This is a genomic window from Amaricoccus sp., from assembly GCF_017995835.1.
Classification (GTDB): domain Bacteria; phylum Pseudomonadota; class Alphaproteobacteria; order Rhodobacterales; family Rhodobacteraceae; genus Amaricoccus.
Genome location: NZ_JAGOID010000017.1, coordinates 1 through 22,048, shown reverse-complemented (window position 1 = coordinate 22,048; position 22,048 = coordinate 1). Strand labels below are relative to the sequence as shown.

Sequence of the window (22,048 nt, the reverse complement as noted above, 5' to 3'; positions counted from 1 at the left end):
GCCCGTCAGTCGAACTTGCGGCTCGGCGCCAAGACCAGCGCCTCGCCCTTGAGCACGACCGTATCGCCCACGCGGCAGGCGCAATCAAGCGTCACCCGACGCTTGGCGTGGTCGATCCCGGCCACGGTCACGCTCGCCTCCACCCGATCGCCGGGACGCACCGGCGCAAGGAACTTCAGCGTCTGTCCGAGATAGACGGTGCCGTGCCCCGGCAACTGCTCTCCGATCACCGCCGAGATCAGCGCGGCGGTCAGAATCCCGTGTGCGATCCGGCCCTGGAAGATGGTGTCCCGCGCATAGGCGTCGTCGAGATGCACCGGGTTGTGGTCCGTCGAGATCTCGGCGAACGCGCGGATTTCCGCGTCGCCGATCGTCTTTGACACCGAGCGGGTCATGCCGATCTCGATGTCCTCGATGCAGATCGTCCCGACCGGAAGATTGTGCCCACGCTCGTCCAACATCGCCCGCCTTCTCCCCTCGCGTCCCCGGACCATAAACGATTGTGCGCCGCAGCGCAACTTCATTGCGCAATGATCGTAAAGTGAAGTCGCATATGCAAGACATATTGTTCCAGCGAGACTCGGCGCCTGCCCCGGTCACGACCTCGGCGGCCGCCCTGCCCGACGAATCGGCTTGCACGCCGGCCGCAGAGCGTCCGGAATGGCGTGGCCGCGGAAACGGAGCGCGCCATGAAGATCGCCGTCGCCGCCTATCCGATCGACTGGCTCAACCGCTGGAACGAGTATGTCGGAAAGTTGCGCATGTGGGTCCGCACCGCCTCCGAGGCCGACGCCGAGCTGATCGTCTTTCCGGAGCTGGCGGCGCTCGAGCTCGCGAGCCTCGCCGGCGAAGGGAACGCCGGCGATCCCCGTCGCGCCGTCGATGCGCTGACCGCCCGGATCAAGGACGTCGACGACCTGCACGCCAGCCTCGCCCGCGAGTTCGACGCTCACATCCTCGCCGCGTCAGGTCCGCTGCGGCTGCCCGAGGGCCGCGTCTTCAACCGCGCGCGGCTGTTCGCCCCGGACGGCGGGCGCGGCGCCGCCGACCAGGTGGCTCCGGCCCCCGGACTGCGCGACGCCTTCGGGCTTTCCCCTGGCGCGGGCGCCGCGGCCTTCGACACCGAACTCGGCCGGATCGGGATCCTCCTCGGGGCCGATCTCACGGAACCCGAGCTCGCGGCGGCGCTCGCGGCCGCCGGCGCCGGCGTGCTGCTCGCGCCCGCGGCGGCGTCGCCCGACGCCGACAACGTGCTGTGCGCGGCCGCGTCGGCGCGGGCGCGCGAGACGGGACTGCCGGTCGCGCTCGCCGTCGCGATCGGCGACGCGACATGGGCGCCGACGCTCGGGCGCCTCGCGGGGCGGGCGGCTGTCTACGACGGGACCGGCGCCGAGACCGCCGCCGGCAAGCCCGACACGCCGGGCTGGGTCCATGCGGAGATCGCCGCGGCGCCCGCCGCGATCCCGCTCGAACCGGCCTCCGTCATTCTGGTGCCGCTCGCCTGATCTCAATGGCCTCCGTGCCCGATCGGCTCCCACGCCTCGTGGTGCTCCGCTTGCTCACAGTCCTCAGGCTGCAACCATAAGGAGATTTCCGTCCTTCTCACCACGATGAGCGACCTCGGCAGCATCGGACCGGACTTCGGCTCGAGCGCCTCGTGGCGGGCGCCGTGGAGGGCGGCATGGATGCCGACGCAGGACGCCGAGCAGTGATCGACGGCGAGCACCGCGACCCGGCCATCCTCCGCGGTGAGGGCTGCGGTCATGTCGGTTCCCGACATGCTGTCGACGGCCTCCGGGATGATCGTGCCGTCGTGACTGCGCGGGCCGCGGGGGCGGCCGCCCCGCGCCGCCGCCGCGAGGCCGTTCTCGCGCATCAGCCGGCGCACCCGCTCCTTCGACGTCCGCAGACCGGCATGGCGCAGCCTGCCGGATTGTCTCGAAGAGGGCCGGGTCGGGCATCGGCCCCTGCGGCCCCGGCCGGCATCGCGCCGCCGGCGCCGCGGCCGCTCCGATATTCGAGGTCTCCGCGCCCGCGGCTCCTCCGCGCTCTACGTCATCCATCAAGGCGCCTCCATCCCGGCTCTATAGGCCGTCCGGGGTGTCTCAGCGAACCCTGGGGCGCGGGACTTCGAAGGTGGCGGGGCTTGCGGGGATGGCCCGGGTTGGCGATGAACGGGCATGATCGACTGGCGCGACGAAGGCATCCTGATCGCGGCGCGGCGGCACGGCGAGAGCGCGGCGATCGTCGAGATCTTCACCGCGGCGCACGGGCGGCATGCCGGCGTGGTGCGCGGCGGCGGGTCGCGGCGGATGGCGCCGGTGTTGCAGCCCGGCGCGACGCTCGGGGTCGAGTGGTCGGCGCGGCTCGAGGAGCATATCGGGCATTTCCGCGTCGATCCGATCGGCACGCCCATCGCGGCGCTGATCGGCAACGGCGCCGCGCTGGCGACGCTCGGCGCGGTCGCGGCGCTGATCGCGGCCGCCCTGCCGGAGCGGGCGGCGCATCCGGCGCTCTATGCGGCGAGCCGCGATCTGGTGGCGGCGCTGGGGCGCGAGCCTGACTGGCCGGCGCGCTATGCGCGCTGGGAGCTGGCGCTGTTGACGGAGCTCGGCTTCGGGCTCGATCTCTCCGCCTGCGCGGTGACCGGCGCGCGCACGGGGCTCGCCTTCGTCTCGCCCCGGACCGGGCGGGCGGTCACGCGCGAGGCCGCCGGGGACTGGGCCGGGCGGCTGCTCCCCCTGCCGGGGTTCCTGTGCGGCGAGGGGGCGGCCGGGCCGGGCGAGGTCGCCGCGGCGCTGGCGCTGACGGGGCATTTCCTCGAGACGCGGCTCGCGCCGACGCTGCCCCGCGAGGCGCTGCCTTCGGCGCGGGCGCGGGCCGTGGCGGCGATCCTCCGGGCCGCGACGTGACCGGGGCGGCATGAGCGGAGCCGGGATGAGCGGCTACTGGGCGCTCGTCGCCGCGGTCTTCGTCCTCGGCGGGGTGGTCAAGGGCGCCACGGGGATGGGCCTGCCCACCGTGGCGATGGCCATCCTCGGCGGGCTGATGTCGCCCGTCGCCGCCGCTGGCCTGATGATCGTGCCGGCCTTCGTCACCAACATCTGGCAGCTGCTCGCCGGGCCGAGCTTCGCTGCGCTGGCGCGGCGGCTCTGGCCGATGCTGGCGGCGATCTTCGTCGCCACCATCGCCGGGGGCGCGGTGCTGGCCGAAGGGGACACGCGGGCGACCACGGCGGGGCTCGGGGCGGCGCTCGTCCTCTATGCCGGGCATGCGCTGCTGGCGCGGCCGCTGGTCCTGCCGGCGCGGCTGGAGCCGTGGCTGTCACCGTTGGTCGGGGCGGCGACGGGGTTGGTGACCGGAGGGACCGGGGTCTTCGTCATCCCCTCGGTTCCCTACCTTCAGGCGCTGGGACTCGGGAAGGACGACCTCGTGCAGGCGCTCGGGCTTTCGTTCACGGTCTCGACCGTGGCGCTGGCCATCGGGCTCGGCGGGCGCGGGGCGGTCGATGGCGGAAGCCTCGGGGCTTCGGCGCTCGCCGTCGTCCCGGCGCTGGCCGGCATGGCGCTCGGGCAGGCGGTGCGCCATCGGATCAGCCCGGCGCGGTTCCGTCGCTGGCTCCTGGTCTGCCTGCTTCTCCTCGGGGCCGAGATGCTGTCGCGGTCGTTCCGCTGAGGCCGCCCCGGGGGCTTCACGGCCCGCTCATGTTCGACATCAGCGCGGCGGCGGCGATGCCGGTCAGGACGACGAGGCCGACCACCGCCACGCCGACGCCGGCGGCGGCGCCGAGGGCGACCTTGCCGCCCGTGGAGATGTGCTCGGGGTCGGGATCGACCTTGCGCTCGGTGATCGTGGGACCGTCGTCCGGCGCCGGCGCGACATGGGTGTTGGGGCCATCGGCGGCGCAGGCGGGCAGCAGGGCGAGCGCAAGCAGCAGGGCGGGTCGGGCGATCATCGGAAATCTCCCTCGCAGGAGGCCCGATGCTAGCACGGGACGCGGGCGGGGCGGGAGCCCTTTGGCCGTGGGCTTGGGCCGGGGCGCGTGCTAAGGCGCGGGCATGAAGGAGCTTCCCTCCCGCGAGGCGATCATCGCCTTCCTGCGCGACAATCCCGGCTCGACCGGCAGGCGCGAGGTCGCGCGCGCCTTCGGGATCAAGGGCGGCGCCAAGGCCGAGCTGAAGGCGATGCTCGCCGAGATGAAGCGTGATGGCCTGATCGAGGGCGGGCGCAGGCGGCCGCGGCCCGCGGGCGATCTGCCGCCGGTGCTGGTGCTGCGCGTCACCGGGGCCGACGCCATGGGCGATCTCTGGGCCGAGCCGGTGGAATGGGAGGCCGAGGGGCCGGCCCCGAAGGTGCTGGTGCTGACCCGCCGCGACGACCCCGCACTCGGGGCCGGCGACCGGCTGCTCGGGCGGCTCGTCGCCGAAGGCGGGGGCGAGGACGCGCCGCTGGCGGCGCGGGTGATCCGGCGCATCGGCATGGGGCCGCGGCGGGTGATCGGCATCTACCATCACGGCGAGACCGGCGGGCGGATCGCCTCGATCGACAAGCGCGCGGATCGCGACTGGATCGTCGCCGAGGCCGACCGCGCCGGGGCCCGCGAGGGCGAGCTCGTCGAGGCGGAACAGGTGGGGCCGGCGCGGGCGCATGGCCTGCCGCGGGCGCGGATCGTCGAGCGGCTCGGCGACCCGCACGCGCCGAAATCCGTGTCGCTCATCGCCATCCACGAGCACGGCATCCCCGACGAGTTCCCGCCGGCGGCGCTCGCCGAGGCCGAGGCGGCCGCGCCCGTGGGCCTCGACGGGCGCGAGGACCTGCGCGCCCTGCCGCTCGTCACCATCGACCCGGCCGACGCCCGCGACCACGACGACGCGGTGGCCGCCGTCGCCGACGACGACCCGGCGAACCCCGGCGGCCACGTCGTCTGGGTCGCCATCGCCGACGTGGCCGCCTATGTCCGCCCGGGCTCGGCGCTCGACCGCGAGGCGCTGCGGCGCGGGAACTCGACCTACTTCCCCGACCGGGTGGTGCCGATGCTGCCCGAGGCGCTCTCCGGCGACCTCGCCTCGCTCCACGCCGGCGAGGACCGCCCGGTGATCGCCGTGCGCATCGTCCTCGGCGCCGGCGGGCAGAAGCGCGGCCACCGCTTCGTGCGCGGCCTGATGCGCTCGCGCGCCTCGCTGACCTACGCGCAGGCGCAGGCGGCGGCGGACGGGCGCCCGGACGCGGCGACCGCGCCGCTGACGGACGAGGTCATCCGCCCGCTGTGGGCCGCGCACGCCGCGGCGGCGCGGGCGCGCGACGCAAGGGCGCCCTTGAACCTCGACCTGCCGGAGCGGCGGATCGTGCTGTCGGACGCGGGCGAGGTGCTGTCGGTCGCCTTCCGCGAGCGGCTGGAGGCGCACCGGCTGATCGAGGACTTCATGATCCTCGCCAACGTCGCCGCGGCCGAGACGCTGGAGGAAAAGAGGCTGCGCCTGCTCTACCGGGTCCACGAGGAGCCGAGTCCGGAGAAGCTCGAGGCGCTGCGCGAGGTGGTGCAGAGCGTCGGCCTGAGCCTCGCCAAGGGCCAGGTGCTCAGGACCTCGCAGCTCAACCGCCTGCTCGACGGGGTGGCGGGCACCGAGCACGCCGAGATGGTCAACATGAGCGTGCTCCGCGCGATGACCCAGGCCTATTACGCGCCGGAGAACCTCGGGCATTTCGGCCTGAACCTGCCGCGCTACGGGCATTTCACCTCGCCGATCCGCCGCTATGCCGACCTGATCGTGCACCGGGCGCTGATCCGGGCGCATCGCTGGGGACCGGACGGGCTGACCCCGGACGAGGAGGCCCGCCTCGTCGAGACCGGCGAGCACGTGTCGATGACCGAGCGGCGGTCGATGATGGCGGAGCGGGACACCACCGACCGCTATCTGGCGGCCTATCTTTCCGAGCGGATCGGATCGGAGTTCGAGGGGACGATTTCCGGCGTCGCCCGCTTCGGGCTGTTCGTGAAGCTCGACGGGACGGGGGCGGACGGGCTGGTGCCGATCTCGACGCTGGGGCGGGAGTATTTCGCCTGGGACCCGGACGCGCAGACGCTGACGGGGGAGATGTCGCGGCGGGTGATCGGGCTCGGGCAGCGGGTGACGGTGCGGCTCGAGGAAGCGGCGCCGATCACCGGCGGGCTGCTGTTCCAACTGCTGGCGGTGGAGGGGCGCAACATGCCGACGCCGCGCAGGGGCGCGGCGAAGCCCGGGCCGCGGCGCGGGCTGTCGCGGCTGCGGGCGAAGGCGGCGCGAGACGCCAGGCGCGACAAGCGGCGATAGGGCGCGGCCGCAGGCGGGGTGATACCCGCGAGTCTACCATGCTACCCGGCGCAACACGGGCTAACACGCGTGATAGATAGGATAACTACCTGAGCACACACGATAAAAGCCTTAAAGGTCAAAAAAGGTCCGCGAGTCGTTTCATGAGCCCGCCGGTATGAGGGGCCTATTCCGCCGCGGAGGCCCGGGCGGGTCGGCGCGGCAGGAGCAGGCGGAAGACGGCGCCGGGGGCGTTCGGCAGCACGACGAGGTCGCCGTCGAGGTTGCGCATGATCTCGCGGCTGATCGGCAGGCCGAGCCCGGCGGAGCCGGCGAGGTTGGACTCGCCGAGGCGCTGGAATTTCTGGAACACGTCGTCGCGGCGGTCGGGCGGGATGCCGGGGCCGCGGTCGGCGACGTCGATGAACACCCGGTCCTCGGTCTGGCCGGCGGTGATGGTCACGCGGGGATCGTCGCAGCGGCCGTACTTGATGGCGTTCGAGACGAGGTTGACCACGACCTGGGTCAGCCGGTCGAAGTCGGCCTCGACCACGACGTCCGTTCCCTCGTCGCCGCTGACGACCGGCACCCCGGACGACGCGCGCAGGCCCTCGGTGGCGGCGAGCGCCCGGTCGATCACGTCGCCGATGCGAACGGGCGCGAGGTTGAAGGTCACCCGGCCCGACTCGAGGAAGGACAGGTCGAGGATGTCGTCGAGGAGGCGGGTCAGCCGCACGCTCTCGTCGCGGATGATGGCGAGGAAGCGCCGGGTGGTCGCCTCGTCGAGGTCCTCCGCGTCCCCGAGGATCTCGGCGAAGGAGCGGATCGAGGTCATCGGCGTGCGCAGTTCGTGGCTGACCTGGCTCAGGAAGGCGTCCTTGAGCGCGTCCATGCGCTTGAGCTGGTCGTTGGCGTGGCGGAGCCGGGCGGCCGCCTCCTCGAGCTCGCGGCTCTGCTGCTCCAGCCGGCGCTTGGCGTCGAGGAGCTGGAGCGTCTCGTCGGCCATGCGCATCAGCCCGTCGACCGAGACGGCGCCCCGGCCGGCGGTCTGGTTGACGAGCTCGTGCGCCGAGGCGGCCCCGACGGTGCCGGCGAGCTCGCGCTCCAGACGGTCGATGAAACGGTCGGTCGGCGCCGGCAGGCCTTCGGTCCTGCCCTGGGCGCGGGCCTCGACTGCGAAGAGCGCCTCGGCCGGGCCCGGCCCGAGCAGGCGCACGGCGAGGCCGAGCAGATCCTCCGACGTGGCGGAGCGCGAGACGATGCCGGGGGTAGCGGCGGACTGGCGGAACACGTCGACGAACTGCGCCGCCTGGAACTGCTCGAGCGGCCGGGGCGTCGAGGCGAGCGACACGCCGACGAAGGCGGCGACGTTGGCGGTCATGCTCCAGAACACCGCGTGCACCAGCGGATCCCAGCCATCGAGCCCGAGCAGCGCGTGGGGCCGCAGGAAGCCGAGGCCGAAGGGGCCGTGGGCGATGGCGTCGGCGGAGATCAGGAAACCGCCCTCGAAGCTCGGGAGGAAGAGCGTGTAGGCCCAGACGACGAAGCCCGCCGCGATGCCGGCCATCGCCCCCGCCCGGGTGGCGCCGCGCCAGTAGAGCGCGCCGACGAGGGCGGGGGCGATCTGCGCCGCGCCGGCGAAGGAGATGAGGCCGATCGCCGCGAGCGCGCTCGGCGCCGAGACGAGGAAGTAGACGTAGCCGAGCGCGAGGACGCCGGCGATGGACAGCCGCCGCGCCAGCAGCAGCACCCGGCGCAGATCGCCCTCGCGGCCGCGCCGCCAGCGCAGCCACAGCGGCATGACGATGTGGTTCGAGACCATGGTGGACAGCGCGATGGCCGCGACGATCACCATCGAGGTCGCCGCCGAGAAGCCGCCCAGGAAGGCGAGCAGCGCGAGGTCGTCGCGCCCGGCCGCGAGCGGCACGCTCAGCACGAAGAGGTCGGGGTTCGTGCCCTCCGGCGCGGTGGCGAGCCCGCCGATGGCGATCGGCAGCACGAACACCGAGATCATCGCCAGATAGAGCGGGAAGGCCCAGCCGGCGGTGGCGAGCTGGCGCTCGTCGACGTTCTCGACCACGAGAACCTGGAACATCCGCGGCAGGCAGACGACCGCGCAGGCGGCGAGGAAGCTCTGGGTGACCCAGCGCGGCGTGAAGATCTGCTCGGCCATCAATGCGGGCGGCATGGCGCCGAAGACCGCGGCCGGGCCGGGAAAAAGGCCCCAGACCACGAACGCGCCGACCGCGACGAGCGCGACGAGCTTGACCACCGCCTCGACCGCGATGGCCGAGACCACGCCGTGATGCCGCTCGTTGGCGTCGACGCTGCGGGTGCCGAAGAGGACGGTGAAGACGGCGAGGCCCGCCGCGACCCAGAGGCCGGTCCACGCCTGGCTCGCCGCCGCGATCGTCGGGTCGTGCGCGGCGAAGGCGGTGAAGCTGAGGCTGACGGACTTGAGCTGGAGCGCGATGTAGGGGGTCGAGCCGACGACGGCGATGACCGTCACGGCGACGCCGAGGGCCGGCGACTTGCCGTAGCGCGACGAGATCAAGTCGGCGATCGAGGTGATGTGCTGGACATGGCCGACCCGCACCAGCTTGCGCAGGAGGAAGTACCAGCCGACGAAGACGATGGTCGGCCCGAGATAGATCGGCAGGTAGTCGAGCCCTCCGCGCGCAGCCGTGCCGACAGCGCCGTAGAAGGTCCAGGCGGTGCAGTAGATCGACAGCGACAGCGTGTAGACGGCCGGGCCCCGCAACCACCCGAAACGCCCCTGCGCGGCGCGGCGCTCGGCCCAGAAGGCGACGGCGAAGAGACAGGCGACGTAGCCGAGGCAGACCGCGACGAGAATGTTCCCGCCCGGCATCAGCCGTCCCCGTCGTCGGCGGCGAGACCGCGGGCGAGCCGCGCGGTCGCGAGGATCAACCCGAACCAGGCGAGGTAGAGCCAGGCCGCGCCGAGCGGCAGCCCGAGGACGCGGACCGGACCGGCGACGGCGTCGACGAGCGGCGAAACCAGCAGCAGCGCGGCGAGGATCGTCAGCGCGACCGCGGCGTCCCGGCGGCGGCGGCGCAGGACGGCCGCTCGCGCCAGCGACGGTTCCAGGCCCTCGGGCTCCGGCGGAGCGCTCTCGGTCGGCATGGGCGAACCCCTCGCGATGCGCGCGGAGGATAGGGCGGCGCGCGCAAGCGGGGCAAGCGGCTCGAAAGCGCCGCGCAATTGATCCAGCTCATGGTGCGGTGCAGCAGACATGATGTTTTACAAGCGCCGTGCGGGATCCTATAAACCTGCGCGAAAGGCGGCCGGTGCAGAGGCGCGGTGGCGTCCGACCGGCGGCAAAAAATGCGATCCCGGGAAGGAGCTGCCATGAGCGATATGCACCCACCATCGAAGGAAGCCGTTGCGCGCGCCTGGGTGGACGCGCCGAAGTCCGCGGCGATGTACCAGGCCTCGATGGATGATCCGGGAAAGTTCTGGGGGGAACACGGTAAGCGACTCGACTGGACCAAGTCGTATTCCAAGGTAAAGAACACCTCGTTCGATTACCACAACGTCTCGATCAAGTGGTTCGAGGACGGCGAGCTCAACGTTTCAGCCAACTGCATCGACCGGCATCTCGCCAAGCGCGGCGATCAGGTCGCGATCATCTGGGAGAGCGACGATCCCGGCGTCAGCGAGAGCATCACCTATCGCCAGCTCCACGCCGAGGTCTGCCGTCTCGCCAACGTGCTGAAGACCCTCGGCGTCTCGCGCGGCGACCGCGTCGTGCTCTATCTGCCGATGATTCCCCAGGCAGCCTACGCGATGCTCGCCTGCGCCCGGATCGGGGCGGTCCACTCGATCGTCTTCGCCGGGTTCTCCGCCGACGCGCTGCGCTCGCGCGTCGAGGATTCGGGCGCGAAGCTCGTGATCACCGCCGACGAGGCGCCGCGCGGCGGACGCAACACGCCGCTGAAGGCCAATTCCGACCGTGCGCTGGAGGGGCTCGACGGCGTGCGCCAGCTCGTGGTGCGCCGGACCGGCGGTGACATCCCCTGGCAGGACGGCCGCGACCTCTGGCTGCATCAGGAGATGGAGCGCGTCGACGCCGACTGCCCGCCCGAGCCGATGGGGGCCGAGGATCCGCTGTTCATCCTCTACACCTCCGGCTCGACCGGCCAGCCGAAGGGCGTGCTGCACACCACCGGCGGCTACCTCGTCTATGCGTCGATGACGCACCAGTACGTCTTCGACTACCACGACGGCGACATCTACTGGTGCACCGCCGACGTCGGCTGGGTGACGGGCCACAGCTACATCGTCTACGGGCCGCTGGCGAACGGCGCCACCACGGTGATGTTCGAGGGCGTGCCGACCTATCCCGATGCCGGCCGCTTCTGGGCGGTCTGCGAGAAGCACAAGGTCAACATCTTCTACACCGCCCCGACCGCCATCCGCGCGCTGATGGGCCTGGGCCGGCAGTTCGTCGACAGACATGACCTCTCGGCGCTGCGCACCCTCGGCTCGGTCGGCGAGCCGATCAACCCCGAGGCATGGAACTGGTACGACGAGGTCGTCGGCAAGGGCAGATGTCCGATCGTCGACACCTGGTGGCAGACCGAGACCGGCGGCATCCTGATCACGCCGCTGCCGGGCGCGATCCCGACCAAGCCGGGCTCGGCGACGAGGCCGTTCTTCGGGGTGCGGCCGGCCGTGCTCGAGGCGGCCTCGGGCGAGGAGATCAAACAGGTGGAGTGCGAGGGGGTGCTGGCGCTGGCCGATAGCTGGCCGGGGCAGATGCGCACGATCTTCGGCGACCACCAGCGTTTCGTGGATACCTACTTCAGCCAGTACAAGGGCTACTACTTCTCCGGCGACGGCTGCCGCCGCGACAAGGACGGCTATTACTGGATCACGGGCCGCGTCGACGACGTGATCAACGTCTCGGGCCACCGCATGGGCACCGCCGAAGTGGAGAGCGCGCTCGTCGCCCACGCCAAGGTCGCCGAGGCGGCCGTGGTCGGCTATCCGCACGCGATCAAGGGCCAGGGCATCTACGCCTATGTGACGCTCAACGCCGGCGAGGAATACACCGAGGAGCTGCGCAAGGAGCTGGTGCAGTGGGTGCGCAAGGAGATCGGCCCGATCGCCTCGCCTGATTTGATCCAGTGGGCGCCGGGCCTGCCCAAGACCCGCTCGGGCAAGATCATGCGCCGCATCCTGCGCAAGATCGCCGAGAACGACTACGGCGCCCTCGGCGACACCTCGACGCTGGCCGATCCCACGGTTGTCGACGAACTGATCGACAACCGCATGAACAAGGCCTGACCCTATCCGGGGCGCGTCCGGCTCTAGTCCGGGCGCGCCCAAATCGAAGGTCGAGCGCGATCTGATCTTTCTGCGATAACGGCATTGCTGCCGATCTACTCACAGTAGAATTTAACTATTCCGGGCTCCGGTTCATGGACAATGCCGGATTGCCCGACTAAGAGGAAAAATCGCCGAAGATTGTCGAGGGAATGGGGGTGTGACGATGTTCATCAACAGGTCGAGTCTGCTGAACAATGCCATCGCAGGAGGCAGCGGAAACGAGAACTGGGGGATCGGCGTTCACGACATTGACGGGAACGGATACCTCGACATTTATCTGAATCACCATCTGAGCAGCAGCGAAGAGCTGATCTACAATTTCACCACGCCGCAGCAGAGGGTCGTCAACTACGAGCGGGGCGCGGACAACCACGGCGTCTCGTTCTTCGATGTCGACCAGGACGGCGACGCCGATATGTTCCAGGCCGTCGGCGGCATGCAGGGCGGAACGCTCGACCCGAACAACCCGCGGCACTGGACGCTGGTGCAGCTCAACACCGGCAGCGCTATCTCCGCCGACAACAGCGCCGACCTGTTCGGCCTCGAATACCCGTTCGCCCGGGGCCGCCTCTGCATCCCGGTCAACTTCGACGGGCAGATCGGCCTCTACATGGCGGCGAAGCCGCGGGAGGACGGGCTGACCAATTCGGGCGACTTCTTCCTGCGTGGCGAGGACGGCCGGTACGAGATCGCCCGTCCGTTCGGGAACCTGGTCTCCGAGCGGTTCGCCAAGACGGTGCATCTCGGCTCCGACGACTTCACCGACGTGGTCAGCCTCAACACCACCAGCAAGGCAGTCTGGGTGTTCGAGAACCGCGGCGGCGGCTTCAACTCCGGCACGCGGCTGCGCGACAACGCCACCGATCTCGTCACCGGGGACTTCGACGGGGATCTGGACTCCGAGATCCTGCTCGGCTTCCATAGCGGGCGCGAGAGGCTCTACGACCAGAACAGCGCGGGGGCATGGGTCGACGTCGGCGCGGGCGCCACGCTGACTCGCTCCGTCAACATCAGCACCCTTCTCACCACGGGCGACTTCGACAACGACGGCGACCTCGACTATGTCGCGCTGACCCGCGAGGCCGGGGTGGCGCTCTACGTCTATCTCAATCAGGGCAACGGCACCTTCGCGGCTGGCGAGCACTTCATCGACCGCACGGTGGAAGGGCGGGGCGAGTACCTCGTCTCGGGCGATTTCAACCGGGATGGCGCGCTCGACTTTCTCATCGGCACCTCGATTCCGAAGGAGGGGCCGACGCCGGGCGAGTACGTCTACCTGGAGGGCACGCCGACAGGGAACCGCTGGCTGAGCATCGAGCTCGAGGGCGTGGTTTCGGAGAAGGGCGGGACCGGGGCCCGGGTCTACGTGACGACGCCGGACGGCAAGGTGCAGGTGCGCGAGCAGGACGGCGGCGCCCACTACGGGGCGCAGAACTCGACCGACCTGCATTTCGGACTTGCCGACGCCCAGCGGGCGGATGTCACCATCGTGTGGCCGGACGGCTATCGGCAGACCGTGACGGGGGTTGCCGCCAACCAGCACATCGTTCTGACCGAGGACCGCTCGGCCACCCCGCCGCAGCAGAACCTCATCGAAGGCACGGCGCGGGCCGACGTGCTGAGGGGAACGACCGGAGATGACCTGATCGTCGGCCTCCAGGGCTCCGACCGGATGGAAGGGCGCAACGGCGACGACGAGTTGCGGGGCGGCTCGGGCAACGACCGGCTCTTCGGCGGCAACGGCGCGGACCTGCTTCTCGGCGGCAGTGGTGCGGACCGGCTTGTCGGCGGCAGTGGCGTCGACGTGCTGACCGGCGGCTCGGACGCCGACCTCTTCGTCTTCAACGCTCTGGGAGATAGCCCGCGGGAGGCGCGGACGACCATCACCGACTTCGAGCCCGGGCTGGACCGCATAGACCTCTCCAGCATCGACGCCGTGGTCGGGACGCCGGTAAACGACGCCTTCGTCTTCGTCGGGACGGCGGAGTTCAGCGGACGGGCGGGCGAGCTGCGCCTGGGCAACACCCTCATCGCGCTCGACGCCGACGGCGACGGCGTCGCCGACATGCAGGTGCTGATGAACAACCCGGGGGCGCTCTCGGCCGGCGACTTCATCCTCTGATCCGGCGAGGCGGCGCCGGCCTCGGTCCGTGTCCGGGTGAGGCGCCCGCCCGCCCGGCCGCGGGTGGGCGCCTCCGGCTCTGGCTGCCCATGGCATCGCCGGCGCGCGCCTCGCGATGACCGCCGGGGTCGCCCGGCTCGGCGAAGACACGTTCCGAAACTGGAACGCGGTGCGCCGTCTGGGGGATGCTGGCGGATCGACGTTGCAGCCGTCGCTCGCGGCCGGTCGGCCGGCGGTCGCGGTTTCGCCGCCGCGCCGTTGGTGGTTCAGTGCTCCACCACGAGGCGCGAGTCGGCCGGGGAGGACGCGATGGCGGGCAGGATCAGGATCGGCGTGGGCGGCTGGACCTTCGAGCCGTGGCGCAGGACGTTCTTTCCCCCCGGCCTGCCGCAGAAGCGCGAGCTCGAATACATGGCCGGCAAGCTCTCCTCGATCGAGATCAACGGCACCTTCTACCGCACGCAGAAGCCCTCGACCTTCGCCAAGTGGCGCGACGAGACCCCGGATGGCTTCGTCTTCGCGCTGAAGGGCCCGCGCTACACCACGAACCGCGCCAATCTCGCCGAGGCGGGCGAGAGCGTCGGATGGTTCGTAGCGAGCGGCATCGAGGAGCTCGGCGACCGGCTCGGCCCGATCAACTGGCAGCTCGCCGCCACCAGGAAATACGACCGCGACGAGATGGCCGCCTTCCTCGACCTCCTGCCGGAACAGGCGGGCGCCCGGCCCCTGCGCCACGCGATCGAGGTCCGTCATCCGAGCTTCGCCGACGGCTTCGCGGAACAGGCGGCCGAGCGCGGCGTCGCGGTCGTCCTCGCCGGCGACAGCGACTATCCCGAGATCGAGGGCGGGGGCGGCGGCTTTGCCTACGTCCGCATCATGGGCACGACCGAAAGCCACGCGGCCGGCTACGCCGACGCCGCGCTCGACGGCTGGGCGGCAAGGGCGCGGGCCTGGGCCGAGGCGGGGCGCGACGTCTTTCTTTACGTCATCAGCGGCCACAAGGCGGCGAACCCCGCCGCGGCGCTGGCATTGATCGAACGGACCGCCTGACCCATTGCAGCCGCCGTCGGTTCTGCGGAATCATGGGGCGCGCGTGTCGAGGAGGACGTCCATGCCGTATCGCCAGCACGGCCCGGAGCCCGCGATCCCGAAGCTCGCCATCGTCGACCGGCTCGGCCCCGGCGAGGCGATCCCGCAGCGGGGGCGTCCCGATGCGTGAGACGGACGGAGGCGGATGGGTGGCGGGCGCAATCGCCTTCGCGCTCGGAAACTTCACGCTGACCTTCCTCGTGCTGGGGCTGGTCGCCGCCGCCGTCTCGCACTGGCGGCGGCGCATCCCGGGGGGCGCCCGGGAGGAAGTCTTCGCGTGGTTCCTGTTCTTCTCGATCGGGGTGTCCTTCTTCTACAACTTCGTCTTCCACGTGTTCTTCGGAGACCTGGCTGCTTCGTATATCGGCTGGCAAAACAGTCCCTTCCAAGCCGAGGTGGGCTATGCGAGCCTCGGTTTCGCAGTGGTGGGCTTCCTCGCCTTCCGCGGCGGCGACGAGGTGCGGCTCGCGGCGGTGGTCGGGCCGGGGCTGTTCCTGTGGGGAGCGGCGCTCGGGCACGTGCTCGACATGATCCGCAGCCACAACTTCGCCCCGGGCAACGCCGGAGTGATCTTCTGGACCGACATCCTCCTGCCGGTCGTCGGGCTCGGCCTGTGGCTCGCGTCGCGCGGACGCGGGCCGGCGCGCCGCGCAGAGGCCCCGATGCGGGGCGGCGACCGTGTGGCGCGCCTGTCGCGACGGTGACACGACGCGCCCCGTGCCGACGACAGGCGATCAAAACCGATCCGTCAGCGGCGGTCGCGGGCGGTGGGGCGGCGCCCTGATGCGGGCGCGCCGCATCAGGGCGGCGACGGCGGCGGCGCAATTGCGGGCGATCGCGGTCGGGGCACAGCCCGGTTCGGCGGCGCGCAAGGCGCGCGACCGGGCCTGCACCGCGGCGACGCAGACGCCGCCCTCGAGCATGCGCGCGCCGAGTTCCACGGCCATCGCGTATTCGAGCGGACCGACGCGTCGGCCGCGCAGCGCGACTTCGGAAGGGGCGTCAAGCACATGGTCGAGCAGCAGCCGCTCGAAGGCCGCCGGGCTCGCAACCGGCCAGCCGCGCCGCCGCGCAGCCTCCGGCAGAACCTCGTTCACCAGCGCGTCGAAGGCGCGCCGCACGTCGCGCTCGATATCGCCGCTCCGCGTTCTCTTGCCCATCGCCGGCCGCCCGCCGAAACTCCTTCGTCAGGTCGGCCAGATAGCGCGCCGCGTCGGCCTGCAAAGGGCGCTGCGCGGGTCCGCGCAGCGTCCCGCGGCGTCAGCGCGACAGGCTCCACAGGTTCTGGCAGCGCCCGCCCGAGCGGCAATAGGCGAAGACCGGCGCCGGAAGCTCCGCGAGGGCGGTCCGGAACGCCTCGACATCCGCCGCCGTGATGCGCCCGGAGACGACCGGCACATGGGCGACCGCGAGCCCCGCCGCCTGCGCCGCGGCGGAGATCCTTGCGAAGGGGGCCTGTCCCGGCTCCTCGCCGTCCGGCCGGTTGCACATGAGCGAGCGATAGCCCAGCGCCGCGATCTCCGCGACGTCCTCCGGCGTGATCTGCGGCGAGGCGGCGAAGTCGGGGGCGATGCGGGTGGCTGTCATGCTGGCGCTCCTGCGGATCCCGTGGCACGCGACGCCATAGCACGGGCGCGCCCCGGCCGCGAGCCCGCCGCGGGCTCACCTCAGCGGCAGCGCGGTGGTGTTCTTGATCTCCTCCATCGACAGCGACGAGGTGACGTTGAAGATCGACACCTCCTTGATCAGCGCGCGATAGAAGGCGTCGTAGGCGCGGGCGTTCTCGACCCGGACCTTGAGGATGTAGTCGATGTCGCCGGCGAGCCGGTGCGCCTCGAGGACCTCCGGGCGCTCCTGCACCGCCTTGAGGAAGCGGGCGAGCCAGTCGGCGTCGTGCTGCGAGGTGCGGATCAGCACGAAGAAGCAGGACTCGAAGCCGAGCTTCTCGGGATCGAGGATGGCGACCTCGGACCGGATGATTCCCGCGGCCCGCATCTTGCGGATCCGGTTCCAGACCGGGGTCTTGGAAGCCCCGACCCGACGGGCGATTTCATCGAGCGCGAGGCTGCAATCCTCCTGCAGGATCGCGAGGATGTTCCGGTCAAGATCGTCGAGCGCGGCGACCATCCCTCGCACCTCCGAGAATCGGGAACTCGTTCCCCACTCCCGCCACCATGCCGCCACGACGTCCTTATTTCCAGCATCTCATTGAGTGACACCGGGAAAATATCCTATCTTGAGGGCACAGATTCCCGCACAGGAACCGCCATGCGTCACTACCCCGTCTTCCTCGATCTGCGCGACCGCCGTGTCGTCGTCGCCGGCGCGGGCGAGGTGGCGGTGGCGAAGCTGCGCCTGCTGCTCAAGACCGAGGCGCGGATCGAGGTCTACGGCGCGCGCCCGGCGGCGGAGGTTGCGGTTTGGGCCGCGGAGGGCCGCATCGCCCTCGTCGCGCGCGAGATCGCGACCGGGGACGCCGACGGGACGGCGCTGGTCTACGGCGCGGCGGGCGACGCGGCGGCTGACGCGCGCGCCGCCGAGATTGGCCGGGCGGCGGGCGCGCTCGTCAACATCGTCGACGACCTCGACGGATCGGACTTCATCACCCCCGCGATCGTCGACCGCGACCCGGTGACGGTGGCGATCGGCACCGAGGGCGCGGCGCCGGTGCTCGCCCGCAAGATCAAGGCCGAGGTCGAGGCGCTCCTGCCCGCCCGGCTCGGCGCGCTGACCCGGATCGGCCAGGCCTTCCGCGGCCGCGTCGAGGCGCTCGACGGCAAGGCGCGGCGCAGCTTCTGGTCGCGCTTTTACTTCGAGCGCGGGCCGCGGGCGCTGGAGGCCGGCGAGTCCGCCGTCCAGGTCACGCTGGAGCGGCTTCTCGCCGAGGGCGAGGACGCGCGCGAGGGTTTCGTGCACTTCGTCGGCGCCGGCCCCGGCGATCCCGAACTGCTGACGCTCAAGGCCCGCAAGCTCCTGCACGAGGCCGACGTGGTGATCCACGACCGGCTGGTGCCGCAGGCGATCCTCGAACTCGCGCGGCGCGAGGCGACGATCCTCTCGGTCGGCAAGCAGGCCTACGGGCCGTCCTGGCGGCAGGACGACATCAATGCGCTGATCGTCGCGACCGCGGCCAGGGGCGAGACGGTGGTGCGGCTCAAGGGCGGCGACCCGGTGGTGTTCGGCCGGCTCGACGAGGAGATCGCGGCGGTCGAGGCGGCGGGGATCGGCTATGCCGTCGTCCCCGGCGTGACCTCGGCGAGCGCCGCCGCGGCGGCCGTCGGCCAGTCGCTGACCCGGCGCGGCCGCAACTCGATCTTCCGCATTCTCACCGGCCACGACGTTGACGGGTTCGTCGACCACGACTGGCGCGAACTCGCCCGGCCCGGCGTGACGGCGGCCGTCTACATGGGCGTGAGGGCCTCGAGCTTCCTGCGCGGCCGCCTGCTGATGCACGGCGCGCGCGCCGACATGCCGGTCACCGCCATCGAGAACGCGAGCCGCCCCGGGCAGCGGGTGATCGCCACGACGCTGATCGAACTTCCGAACGCGCTGGCTGCTTCGAGCCCGGATGGTCCGGTAATGCTGCTGCTTGGTCTCGAACCCCGTGCCGCAGCGGCCAGCGCGGCCGAGCTGAAGGAGGCGCTCTAGATGGCGCGGAAATTCCAGCCCCAGATGGCGACCGGCAACGACCTGCTCGAGGGCGACGTCGTCTACTTCACCTCGGACGGCGAGTGGTCGCGCGAGATCGGCGACGCCGCGCTCGCGGTCAATCCCGAGGCGGCGCAGGAACTGCTCGCCCGCGCCTCGGCCTTCCCCAACCGGGTCGTCGGCGTCTACCTCGTCGAGTCGGACATCGACGACTGCGGCCGCGCCGCGCCCGCGCATTTCCGCGAGGTGTTCCGCACCCGCGGCCCCTCCAACTATCCCCAGCATGGCCGCCAGGCGGAGCGTTCCTGATGTACCGTTATGACGATTTCGACCGCGAGTACGTTTCCGCCCGCGTCGCCGAGTTCCGCGGGCAGGTGGAGCGGCGCATCAGCGGCAGCCTGACCGAGGCGGAGTTCCTGCCGCTCCGGCTGCGCAACGGGCTCTACCTCCAGCTCCACGCCTACATGTACCGGATCGCCATTCCCTACGGCACGCTCAGTTCGCGCAAGCTCCGGCAGCTCGCGATGATCGCCGACCGCTGGGACCGCGGCTACGGCCACATCACCACGCGGACCAACATCCAGTTCAACTGGCCGAAGCTGCGCGACGTGCCGGACATGATGCAGGCGCTCGCCGACGTCGAGATGCACTCGATCCAGACCTCCGGCAACTGCGTGCGCAACGTCACCGCCGACCACCTCGCCGGCGCCACGCCGGAGGAGGTCGAGGATCCGCGCCCGACCGCCGAGCTGCTGCGCCAGTGGTCGACCGACCACCCCGAGTTCAACTGGCTGCCGCGCAAGTTCAAGATCGGCGTCACCGCCGCGCCGCACGACCGCGCCGCCACCAAGACCCACGACATCGGCCTGATCATGCGCCGCGACGAGACCGGCGCGGTCGGCTACGAGGTCAGCATCGGCGGCGGGCTCGGGCGCACGCCGCTGGTCGCCAAGGTGGTGCGGGAGTTCCTGCCCAAGGCGGACCTGCTGCCCTACATCGAGGCGATCCTCGAGGTCTACAACCTCGCCGGCCGCCGCGACAACAAGCACAAGGCCCGGCTGAAGATCCTCGTCCACGAGACCGGACTCGACACGCTGCGCGAGCGGATCGAGGCGGCCTTCGCGGTCCGCAAGGCGGCGTTCCTCGGGGTGAGCCCGGCGCTCCTCGCCGAGATCGAGGCGGCCTTCGCGCCGCCCGCCTTCGAGGCGCTGCCGACGGCGGGCTTCGAGCGCGCCTATGCGGCCGACCCCGGCTTCCGCTCCTGGGTCGACACCAACGTCGAGGCCCACCGGCGCGACGACTACGCGATCGCCACCATCTCGCTGAAGCCGCTCGGCGGCACCCCGGGCGACATCACCTCCGACCAGATGCGGCTCGTCGCCGACCTCGCCGAGAGCTACGCCCACGACGAGCTGCGCACCACGCACGAGCAGAACCTGGTTCTGCCGCACCTGCCGAAGGCGCACCTGCCGACGGTCTACGCGGCGCTCAAGGGCGCGAAGCTCGCCACCGCGAACGCCGGCCTCGTCTCCGACATCATCGCCTGCCCGGGCATGGACTACTGCTCGCTCGCCACGGCGCGCTCGATCCCGGTGGCGCAGGGCATCGCCGAGACCTTCGCGGACCTTGACCGGCAGCGCGACATCGGCCCGCTCAAGATCAAGATCTCGGGCTGCATCAACGCCTGCGGCCATCACCACGTCGGCCATATCGGCATCCTCGGGCTCGACCGGGCGGGGGTGGAGAACTACCAGATCACCCTCGGCGGCGACGCCACAGAGACGGCCGCGATCGGCGACAAGATGGGACCGGGCTTCGCCTATGACGAGATCGTCCCGGCGGTCGAGCGGATCATCGAGGCCTATCTCGACCTCAGGCTCGAGCCGGGCGAGACCTTCCTCGAGGCGTATCGCCGCCTCGGCGCCGAGCCGTTCAAGGCCGCGCTCTACCAGGCGGAGGCGCGCTCCAATGCGGCTTGAACGCGCCGGCGCCCTGGAAGGCGCAGCCCTCGACCGGGCGCTCGCGCTCAACCTCACTTACGAGGGCGCGCATCCGCGCGCCGTCTTCGAGGGCGCGCTGGCCGAGTTTCCCGGCGAGGTGGCGCTGGTCTCCTCCTTCGGGGCCGATTCGGTCGTGCTCCTGCACATGGCCTCGCAGATCGACCGGCACATGCCGATCCTGATGATCGACACGCTGATGCTGTTCCCGGAGACCGTCGCCTACCAGGCGGAGGTCGCGGAGCGGCTGGGCCTGACCGGGGTGATCCGCCTCAAGCCCACCTTGGGCGACATCGCCGCCGGCGATCCCGACGGCACGCTGAACCGGCGCGATCCCGACGCCTGCTGCGATCTGCGCAAGGTGCGCCCGCTCGAGCGCGTCGAGGGCCGCTGGCCGGTGACGGTGACGGGCCGCAAGCGCTTCCAGGGCGCGAGCCGCGCCGCGCTCGAGCATTTCGAGGCCGAGGCCGGCCGGGTCAAGGTCAACCCCCTCGCCCACTGGGCCAGCGTCGAGATCCGCGCCTACATGGAGACGCACGATCTGCCGCGGCATCCGCTGGTGGCGAAGGGCTTCCGCTCGATCGGCTGCGCCCCCTGCACCACTTCCGTCGCCGAGGGCGAGGACGAGCGCGCCGGCCGCTGGCGCGGCACCGACAAGGTCGAGTGCGGCATCCATCTCGGCCCCGACGGCCGCATCCGCCGCGCGAGCTGAGGAGACGCCCGAATGCCACTGCTCACCCGCGAGGGCCTGACGGCCGAGACCTGGCAGGACGACGTCCTGTCGCCCGACGCCCTTATCGACGGCGCCAGCCCGTTGCCCCCCGGCCCGCTCGCCGTCGACTGGCCGAACGACCGCGACCCGGCGGGCCTCGCGCCATGGCTCGACCGGCTGGCGCTGATCCGGGTGAGCTTCCCGGCGATGGGGGACGGGCGTGGATTCTCGATCGCGCGCCGGCTTCGGGCCATGGGCTACGCCGGAAGGCTCCGCGCCGTCGGGCCGCTGGTCGCCGACCAGTCCGTCGCCGCCTGGGCGATCGGCTTCGATGAGATCGAGATCCCCGACAGCATGCTCGACCGCCAGCCGGAGACGATCTGGTCGCGGGGCGGGCGGCCCTCCTACCAGAGCAAGGTGATGATGCGCTGAGCGCCGCCGCCGGCCAGGGCAATTCAGTTCATGCGCGGGTGAGCAGTCGGATCGCGGCTTTGGGGTTTGCGGCGAAGGCTTCCCGTGCCGGCTTCAGCTTCTGGTTTCTGATGACGGTGAGGGTTGCGTTCCTGAGATGGGCGACGGCGCTCGGGGCGTTGCCGGAGCGGATGCGTGAAGCATCTTCCTTGAAGGTGACATCGCGGACACGAAAGAGGCGGTTCTCGATCTGCCAGTGGTCCCTGGAAACCGCCAGCAGTTTCTCGGCGTCGCAGCGCTCGATCGTGTCCCTTGGCGTGGTGTAGCTGGCGGTGGCCAGCGCGAGCTCCGGCGAGAGCCGGGTCGATCAGTCCGCCATGGCAGGCAGGCCGATGATCGGATCATCGGGGATCGGGGCGATGGTCTC

At 71.2% G+C, this 22,048-nt stretch carries 20 protein-coding genes and 2 pseudogenes; 13 read left to right on the top strand and 9 right to left on the bottom strand.

Annotated features, from left to right (window positions below; genetic code table 11):
- Positions 1–5 precede the first annotated feature (5 nt).
- Positions 6–461 (bottom strand): MaoC family dehydratase, encoded by a 456-nt coding sequence (locus tag KBA23_RS04655; protein ID WP_290737222.1) that lies wholly within the window; start codon positions 459–461, stop codon positions 6–8.
- A gap of 228 nt (positions 462–689) precedes the next feature.
- Between KBA23_RS04655 and KBA23_RS04650 the strand changes: the two genes are divergently transcribed.
- Positions 690–1,505 (top strand): nitrilase-related carbon-nitrogen hydrolase, encoded by an 816-nt coding sequence (locus KBA23_RS04650; RefSeq protein ID WP_290737220.1) that lies wholly within the window; start codon positions 690–692, stop codon positions 1,503–1,505.
- A gap of 137 nt (positions 1,506–1,642) precedes the next feature.
- Here the strand turns inward: KBA23_RS04650 and KBA23_RS04645 are convergent.
- A pseudogene (locus KBA23_RS04645) lies at positions 1,643–1,982 on the bottom strand (IS3 family transposase); the annotation flags it as partial.
- A 201-nt stretch (positions 1,983–2,183) separates the two neighbouring features.
- Between KBA23_RS04645 and recO the strand changes: the two are divergent.
- Both recO and KBA23_RS04635 read left to right on the top strand, forming a co-directional pair.
- Positions 2,184–2,912: a DNA repair protein RecO gene (gene recO / locus KBA23_RS04640; protein WP_290737263.1), complete on the top strand. Its 729-nt coding sequence runs from the start codon at positions 2,184–2,186 to the stop codon at positions 2,910–2,912.
- Between the two features lie 25 nt (positions 2,913–2,937).
- Positions 2,938–3,675: a sulfite exporter TauE/SafE family protein gene (locus KBA23_RS04635; RefSeq protein WP_290737218.1), complete on the top strand. Its 738-nt coding sequence runs from the start codon at positions 2,938–2,940 to the stop codon at positions 3,673–3,675.
- A gap of 16 nt (positions 3,676–3,691) precedes the next feature.
- On the opposite strand, the gene KBA23_RS04630 is transcribed toward KBA23_RS04635, so the two are convergent.
- A complete protein-coding gene (locus KBA23_RS04630) occupies positions 3,692–3,955 on the bottom strand; it encodes a hypothetical protein (protein ID WP_290737216.1) in 264 nt (87 codons plus the stop codon).
- Positions 3,956–4,058: 103 nt separating this feature from the next.
- On the opposite strand from KBA23_RS04630, the gene rnr reads away from it, so the two are divergent.
- Positions 4,059–6,311 (top strand): ribonuclease R, encoded by a 2,253-nt coding sequence (rnr, locus tag KBA23_RS04625; RefSeq protein WP_290737214.1) that lies wholly within the window; start codon positions 4,059–4,061, stop codon positions 6,309–6,311.
- A 166-nt stretch (positions 6,312–6,477) separates the two neighbouring features.
- On the opposite strand, the gene KBA23_RS04620 is transcribed toward rnr, so the two are convergent.
- Entirely contained in the window at positions 6,478–9,159 is a 2,682-nt protein-coding gene (locus tag KBA23_RS04620; protein WP_290737212.1) for a sensor histidine kinase, read from the bottom strand.
- Entirely contained in the window at positions 9,159–9,434 is a 276-nt protein-coding gene (locus KBA23_RS04615; protein ID WP_290737210.1) for a hypothetical protein, read from the bottom strand. The genes KBA23_RS04620 and KBA23_RS04615 overlap by 1 nt, the downstream gene beginning before the upstream one ends.
- Before the next feature lie 225 nt (positions 9,435–9,659).
- Here KBA23_RS04615 and acs point away from each other — a divergent pair, with 225 nt between their 5' ends.
- From acs to KBA23_RS04595, 4 genes are all read left to right on the top strand, one after another.
- A complete protein-coding gene (gene acs, locus KBA23_RS04610; protein WP_290737208.1) occupies positions 9,660–11,600 on the top strand; it encodes an acetate--CoA ligase in 1,941 nt (646 codons plus the stop codon).
- A 205-nt stretch (positions 11,601–11,805) separates the two neighbouring features.
- Positions 11,806–13,764, top strand: coding sequence for an FG-GAP-like repeat-containing protein (locus KBA23_RS04605; RefSeq protein WP_290737261.1), 1,959 nt, complete (start codon positions 11,806–11,808; stop codon positions 13,762–13,764).
- Positions 13,765–14,073: 309 nt separating this feature from the next.
- Positions 14,074–14,814, top strand: coding sequence for a DUF72 domain-containing protein (locus KBA23_RS04600; protein ID WP_290737206.1), 741 nt, complete (start codon positions 14,074–14,076; stop codon positions 14,812–14,814).
- 188 nt (positions 14,815–15,002) lie between these two features.
- A complete protein-coding gene (locus KBA23_RS04595) occupies positions 15,003–15,557 on the top strand; it encodes a DUF6790 family protein (protein ID WP_290737204.1) in 555 nt (184 codons plus the stop codon).
- A 30-nt stretch (positions 15,558–15,587) separates the two neighbouring features.
- Here the strand turns inward: KBA23_RS04595 and KBA23_RS04590 are convergent, their stop codons facing one another.
- From KBA23_RS04590 to KBA23_RS04580, 3 genes are all read right to left on the bottom strand, one after another.
- Positions 15,588–16,013, bottom strand: a complete 426-nt coding sequence (locus KBA23_RS04590) for a hypothetical protein (protein ID WP_290737202.1) — start codon at positions 16,011–16,013, stop codon at positions 15,588–15,590.
- Between the two features lie 100 nt (positions 16,014–16,113).
- Entirely contained in the window at positions 16,114–16,440 is a 327-nt protein-coding gene (locus KBA23_RS04585) for a TIGR01244 family sulfur transferase (RefSeq protein WP_290737200.1), read from the bottom strand.
- A gap of 75 nt (positions 16,441–16,515) precedes the next feature.
- Positions 16,516–16,980, bottom strand: a complete 465-nt coding sequence (locus tag KBA23_RS04580) for an Lrp/AsnC family transcriptional regulator (protein ID WP_290737199.1) — start codon at positions 16,978–16,980, stop codon at positions 16,516–16,518.
- Positions 16,981–17,121: 141 nt separating this feature from the next.
- On the opposite strand from KBA23_RS04580, the gene cysG reads away from it, so the two are divergent.
- The 5 genes from cysG to KBA23_RS04555 are packed head-to-tail and all read left to right on the top strand — an operon-like array spanning position 17,122 to position 21,642.
- Positions 17,122–18,501, top strand: a complete 1,380-nt coding sequence (gene cysG, locus KBA23_RS04575; RefSeq protein WP_290737198.1) for a siroheme synthase CysG — start codon at positions 17,122–17,124, stop codon at positions 18,499–18,501.
- Positions 18,502–18,810, top strand: coding sequence for a DUF2849 domain-containing protein (locus tag KBA23_RS04570; RefSeq protein WP_290737197.1), 309 nt, complete (start codon positions 18,502–18,504; stop codon positions 18,808–18,810).
- Positions 18,810–20,480: a nitrite/sulfite reductase gene (locus KBA23_RS04565; RefSeq protein ID WP_290737196.1), complete on the top strand. Its 1,671-nt coding sequence runs from the start codon at positions 18,810–18,812 to the stop codon at positions 20,478–20,480. Before KBA23_RS04570 ends, KBA23_RS04565 begins: the two co-directional genes overlap by 1 nt.
- Positions 20,470–21,210, top strand: coding sequence for a phosphoadenylyl-sulfate reductase (locus KBA23_RS04560; protein WP_290737195.1), 741 nt, complete (start codon positions 20,470–20,472; stop codon positions 21,208–21,210). The genes KBA23_RS04565 and KBA23_RS04560 overlap by 11 nt, the downstream gene beginning before the upstream one ends.
- Before the next feature lie 12 nt (positions 21,211–21,222).
- Positions 21,223–21,642, top strand: coding sequence for a DUF934 domain-containing protein (locus KBA23_RS04555; protein WP_290737194.1), 420 nt, complete (start codon positions 21,223–21,225; stop codon positions 21,640–21,642).
- 127 nt (positions 21,643–21,769) lie between these two features.
- Here KBA23_RS04555 and KBA23_RS04550 read toward each other — a convergent pair.
- Positions 21,770–21,901, bottom strand: a pseudogene (locus KBA23_RS04550) (ISAs1 family transposase); the annotation flags it as partial.
- Positions 21,902–22,048: the final 147 nt, after the last annotated feature.

What these genes read in the sequence shown, in the direction of transcription:
- KBA23_RS04555 (WP_290737194.1), top strand. Translation starts at nt 21,223, where the DNA reads ATGCCACTGCTCACCCGCGAGGGCCTGACGGCCGAGACCTGGCAGGAC.
- cysG (WP_290737198.1), top strand. Translation starts at nt 17,122, where the DNA reads ATGCGTCACTACCCCGTCTTCCTCGATCTGCGCGACCGCCGTGTCGTC.
- KBA23_RS04565 (WP_290737196.1), top strand. Translation starts at nt 18,810, where the DNA reads ATGTACCGTTATGACGATTTCGACCGCGAGTACGTTTCCGCCCGCGTC.
- KBA23_RS04655 (WP_290737222.1), bottom strand. Translation starts at nt 461, where the DNA reads ATGTTGGACGAGCGTGGGCACAATCTTCCGGTCGGGACGATCTGCATC.
- KBA23_RS04630 (WP_290737216.1), bottom strand. Translation starts at nt 3,955, where the DNA reads ATGATCGCCCGACCCGCCCTGCTGCTTGCGCTCGCCCTGCTGCCCGCC.
- KBA23_RS04650 (WP_290737220.1), top strand. Translation starts at nt 690, where the DNA reads ATGAAGATCGCCGTCGCCGCCTATCCGATCGACTGGCTCAACCGCTGG.
- KBA23_RS04600 (WP_290737206.1), top strand. Translation starts at nt 14,074, where the DNA reads ATGGCGGGCAGGATCAGGATCGGCGTGGGCGGCTGGACCTTCGAGCCG.
- KBA23_RS04560 (WP_290737195.1), top strand. Translation starts at nt 20,470, where the DNA reads ATGCGGCTTGAACGCGCCGGCGCCCTGGAAGGCGCAGCCCTCGACCGG.
- KBA23_RS04590 (WP_290737202.1), bottom strand. Translation starts at nt 16,013, where the DNA reads ATGGGCAAGAGAACGCGGAGCGGCGATATCGAGCGCGACGTGCGGCGC.
- rnr (WP_290737214.1), top strand. Translation starts at nt 4,059, where the DNA reads ATGAAGGAGCTTCCCTCCCGCGAGGCGATCATCGCCTTCCTGCGCGAC.
- KBA23_RS04615 (WP_290737210.1), bottom strand. Translation starts at nt 9,434, where the DNA reads ATGCCGACCGAGAGCGCTCCGCCGGAGCCCGAGGGCCTGGAACCGTCG.
- KBA23_RS04580 (WP_290737199.1), bottom strand. Translation starts at nt 16,980, where the DNA reads ATGGTCGCCGCGCTCGACGATCTTGACCGGAACATCCTCGCGATCCTG.
- KBA23_RS04570 (WP_290737197.1), top strand. Translation starts at nt 18,502, where the DNA reads ATGGCGCGGAAATTCCAGCCCCAGATGGCGACCGGCAACGACCTGCTC.
- KBA23_RS04635 (WP_290737218.1), top strand. Translation starts at nt 2,938, where the DNA reads ATGAGCGGCTACTGGGCGCTCGTCGCCGCGGTCTTCGTCCTCGGCGGG.
- acs (WP_290737208.1), top strand. Translation starts at nt 9,660, where the DNA reads ATGAGCGATATGCACCCACCATCGAAGGAAGCCGTTGCGCGCGCCTGG.
- KBA23_RS04605 (WP_290737261.1), top strand. Translation starts at nt 11,806, where the DNA reads ATGTTCATCAACAGGTCGAGTCTGCTGAACAATGCCATCGCAGGAGGC.
- KBA23_RS04620 (WP_290737212.1), bottom strand. Translation starts at nt 9,159, where the DNA reads ATGCCGGGCGGGAACATTCTCGTCGCGGTCTGCCTCGGCTACGTCGCC.
- KBA23_RS04585 (WP_290737200.1), bottom strand. Translation starts at nt 16,440, where the DNA reads ATGACAGCCACCCGCATCGCCCCCGACTTCGCCGCCTCGCCGCAGATC.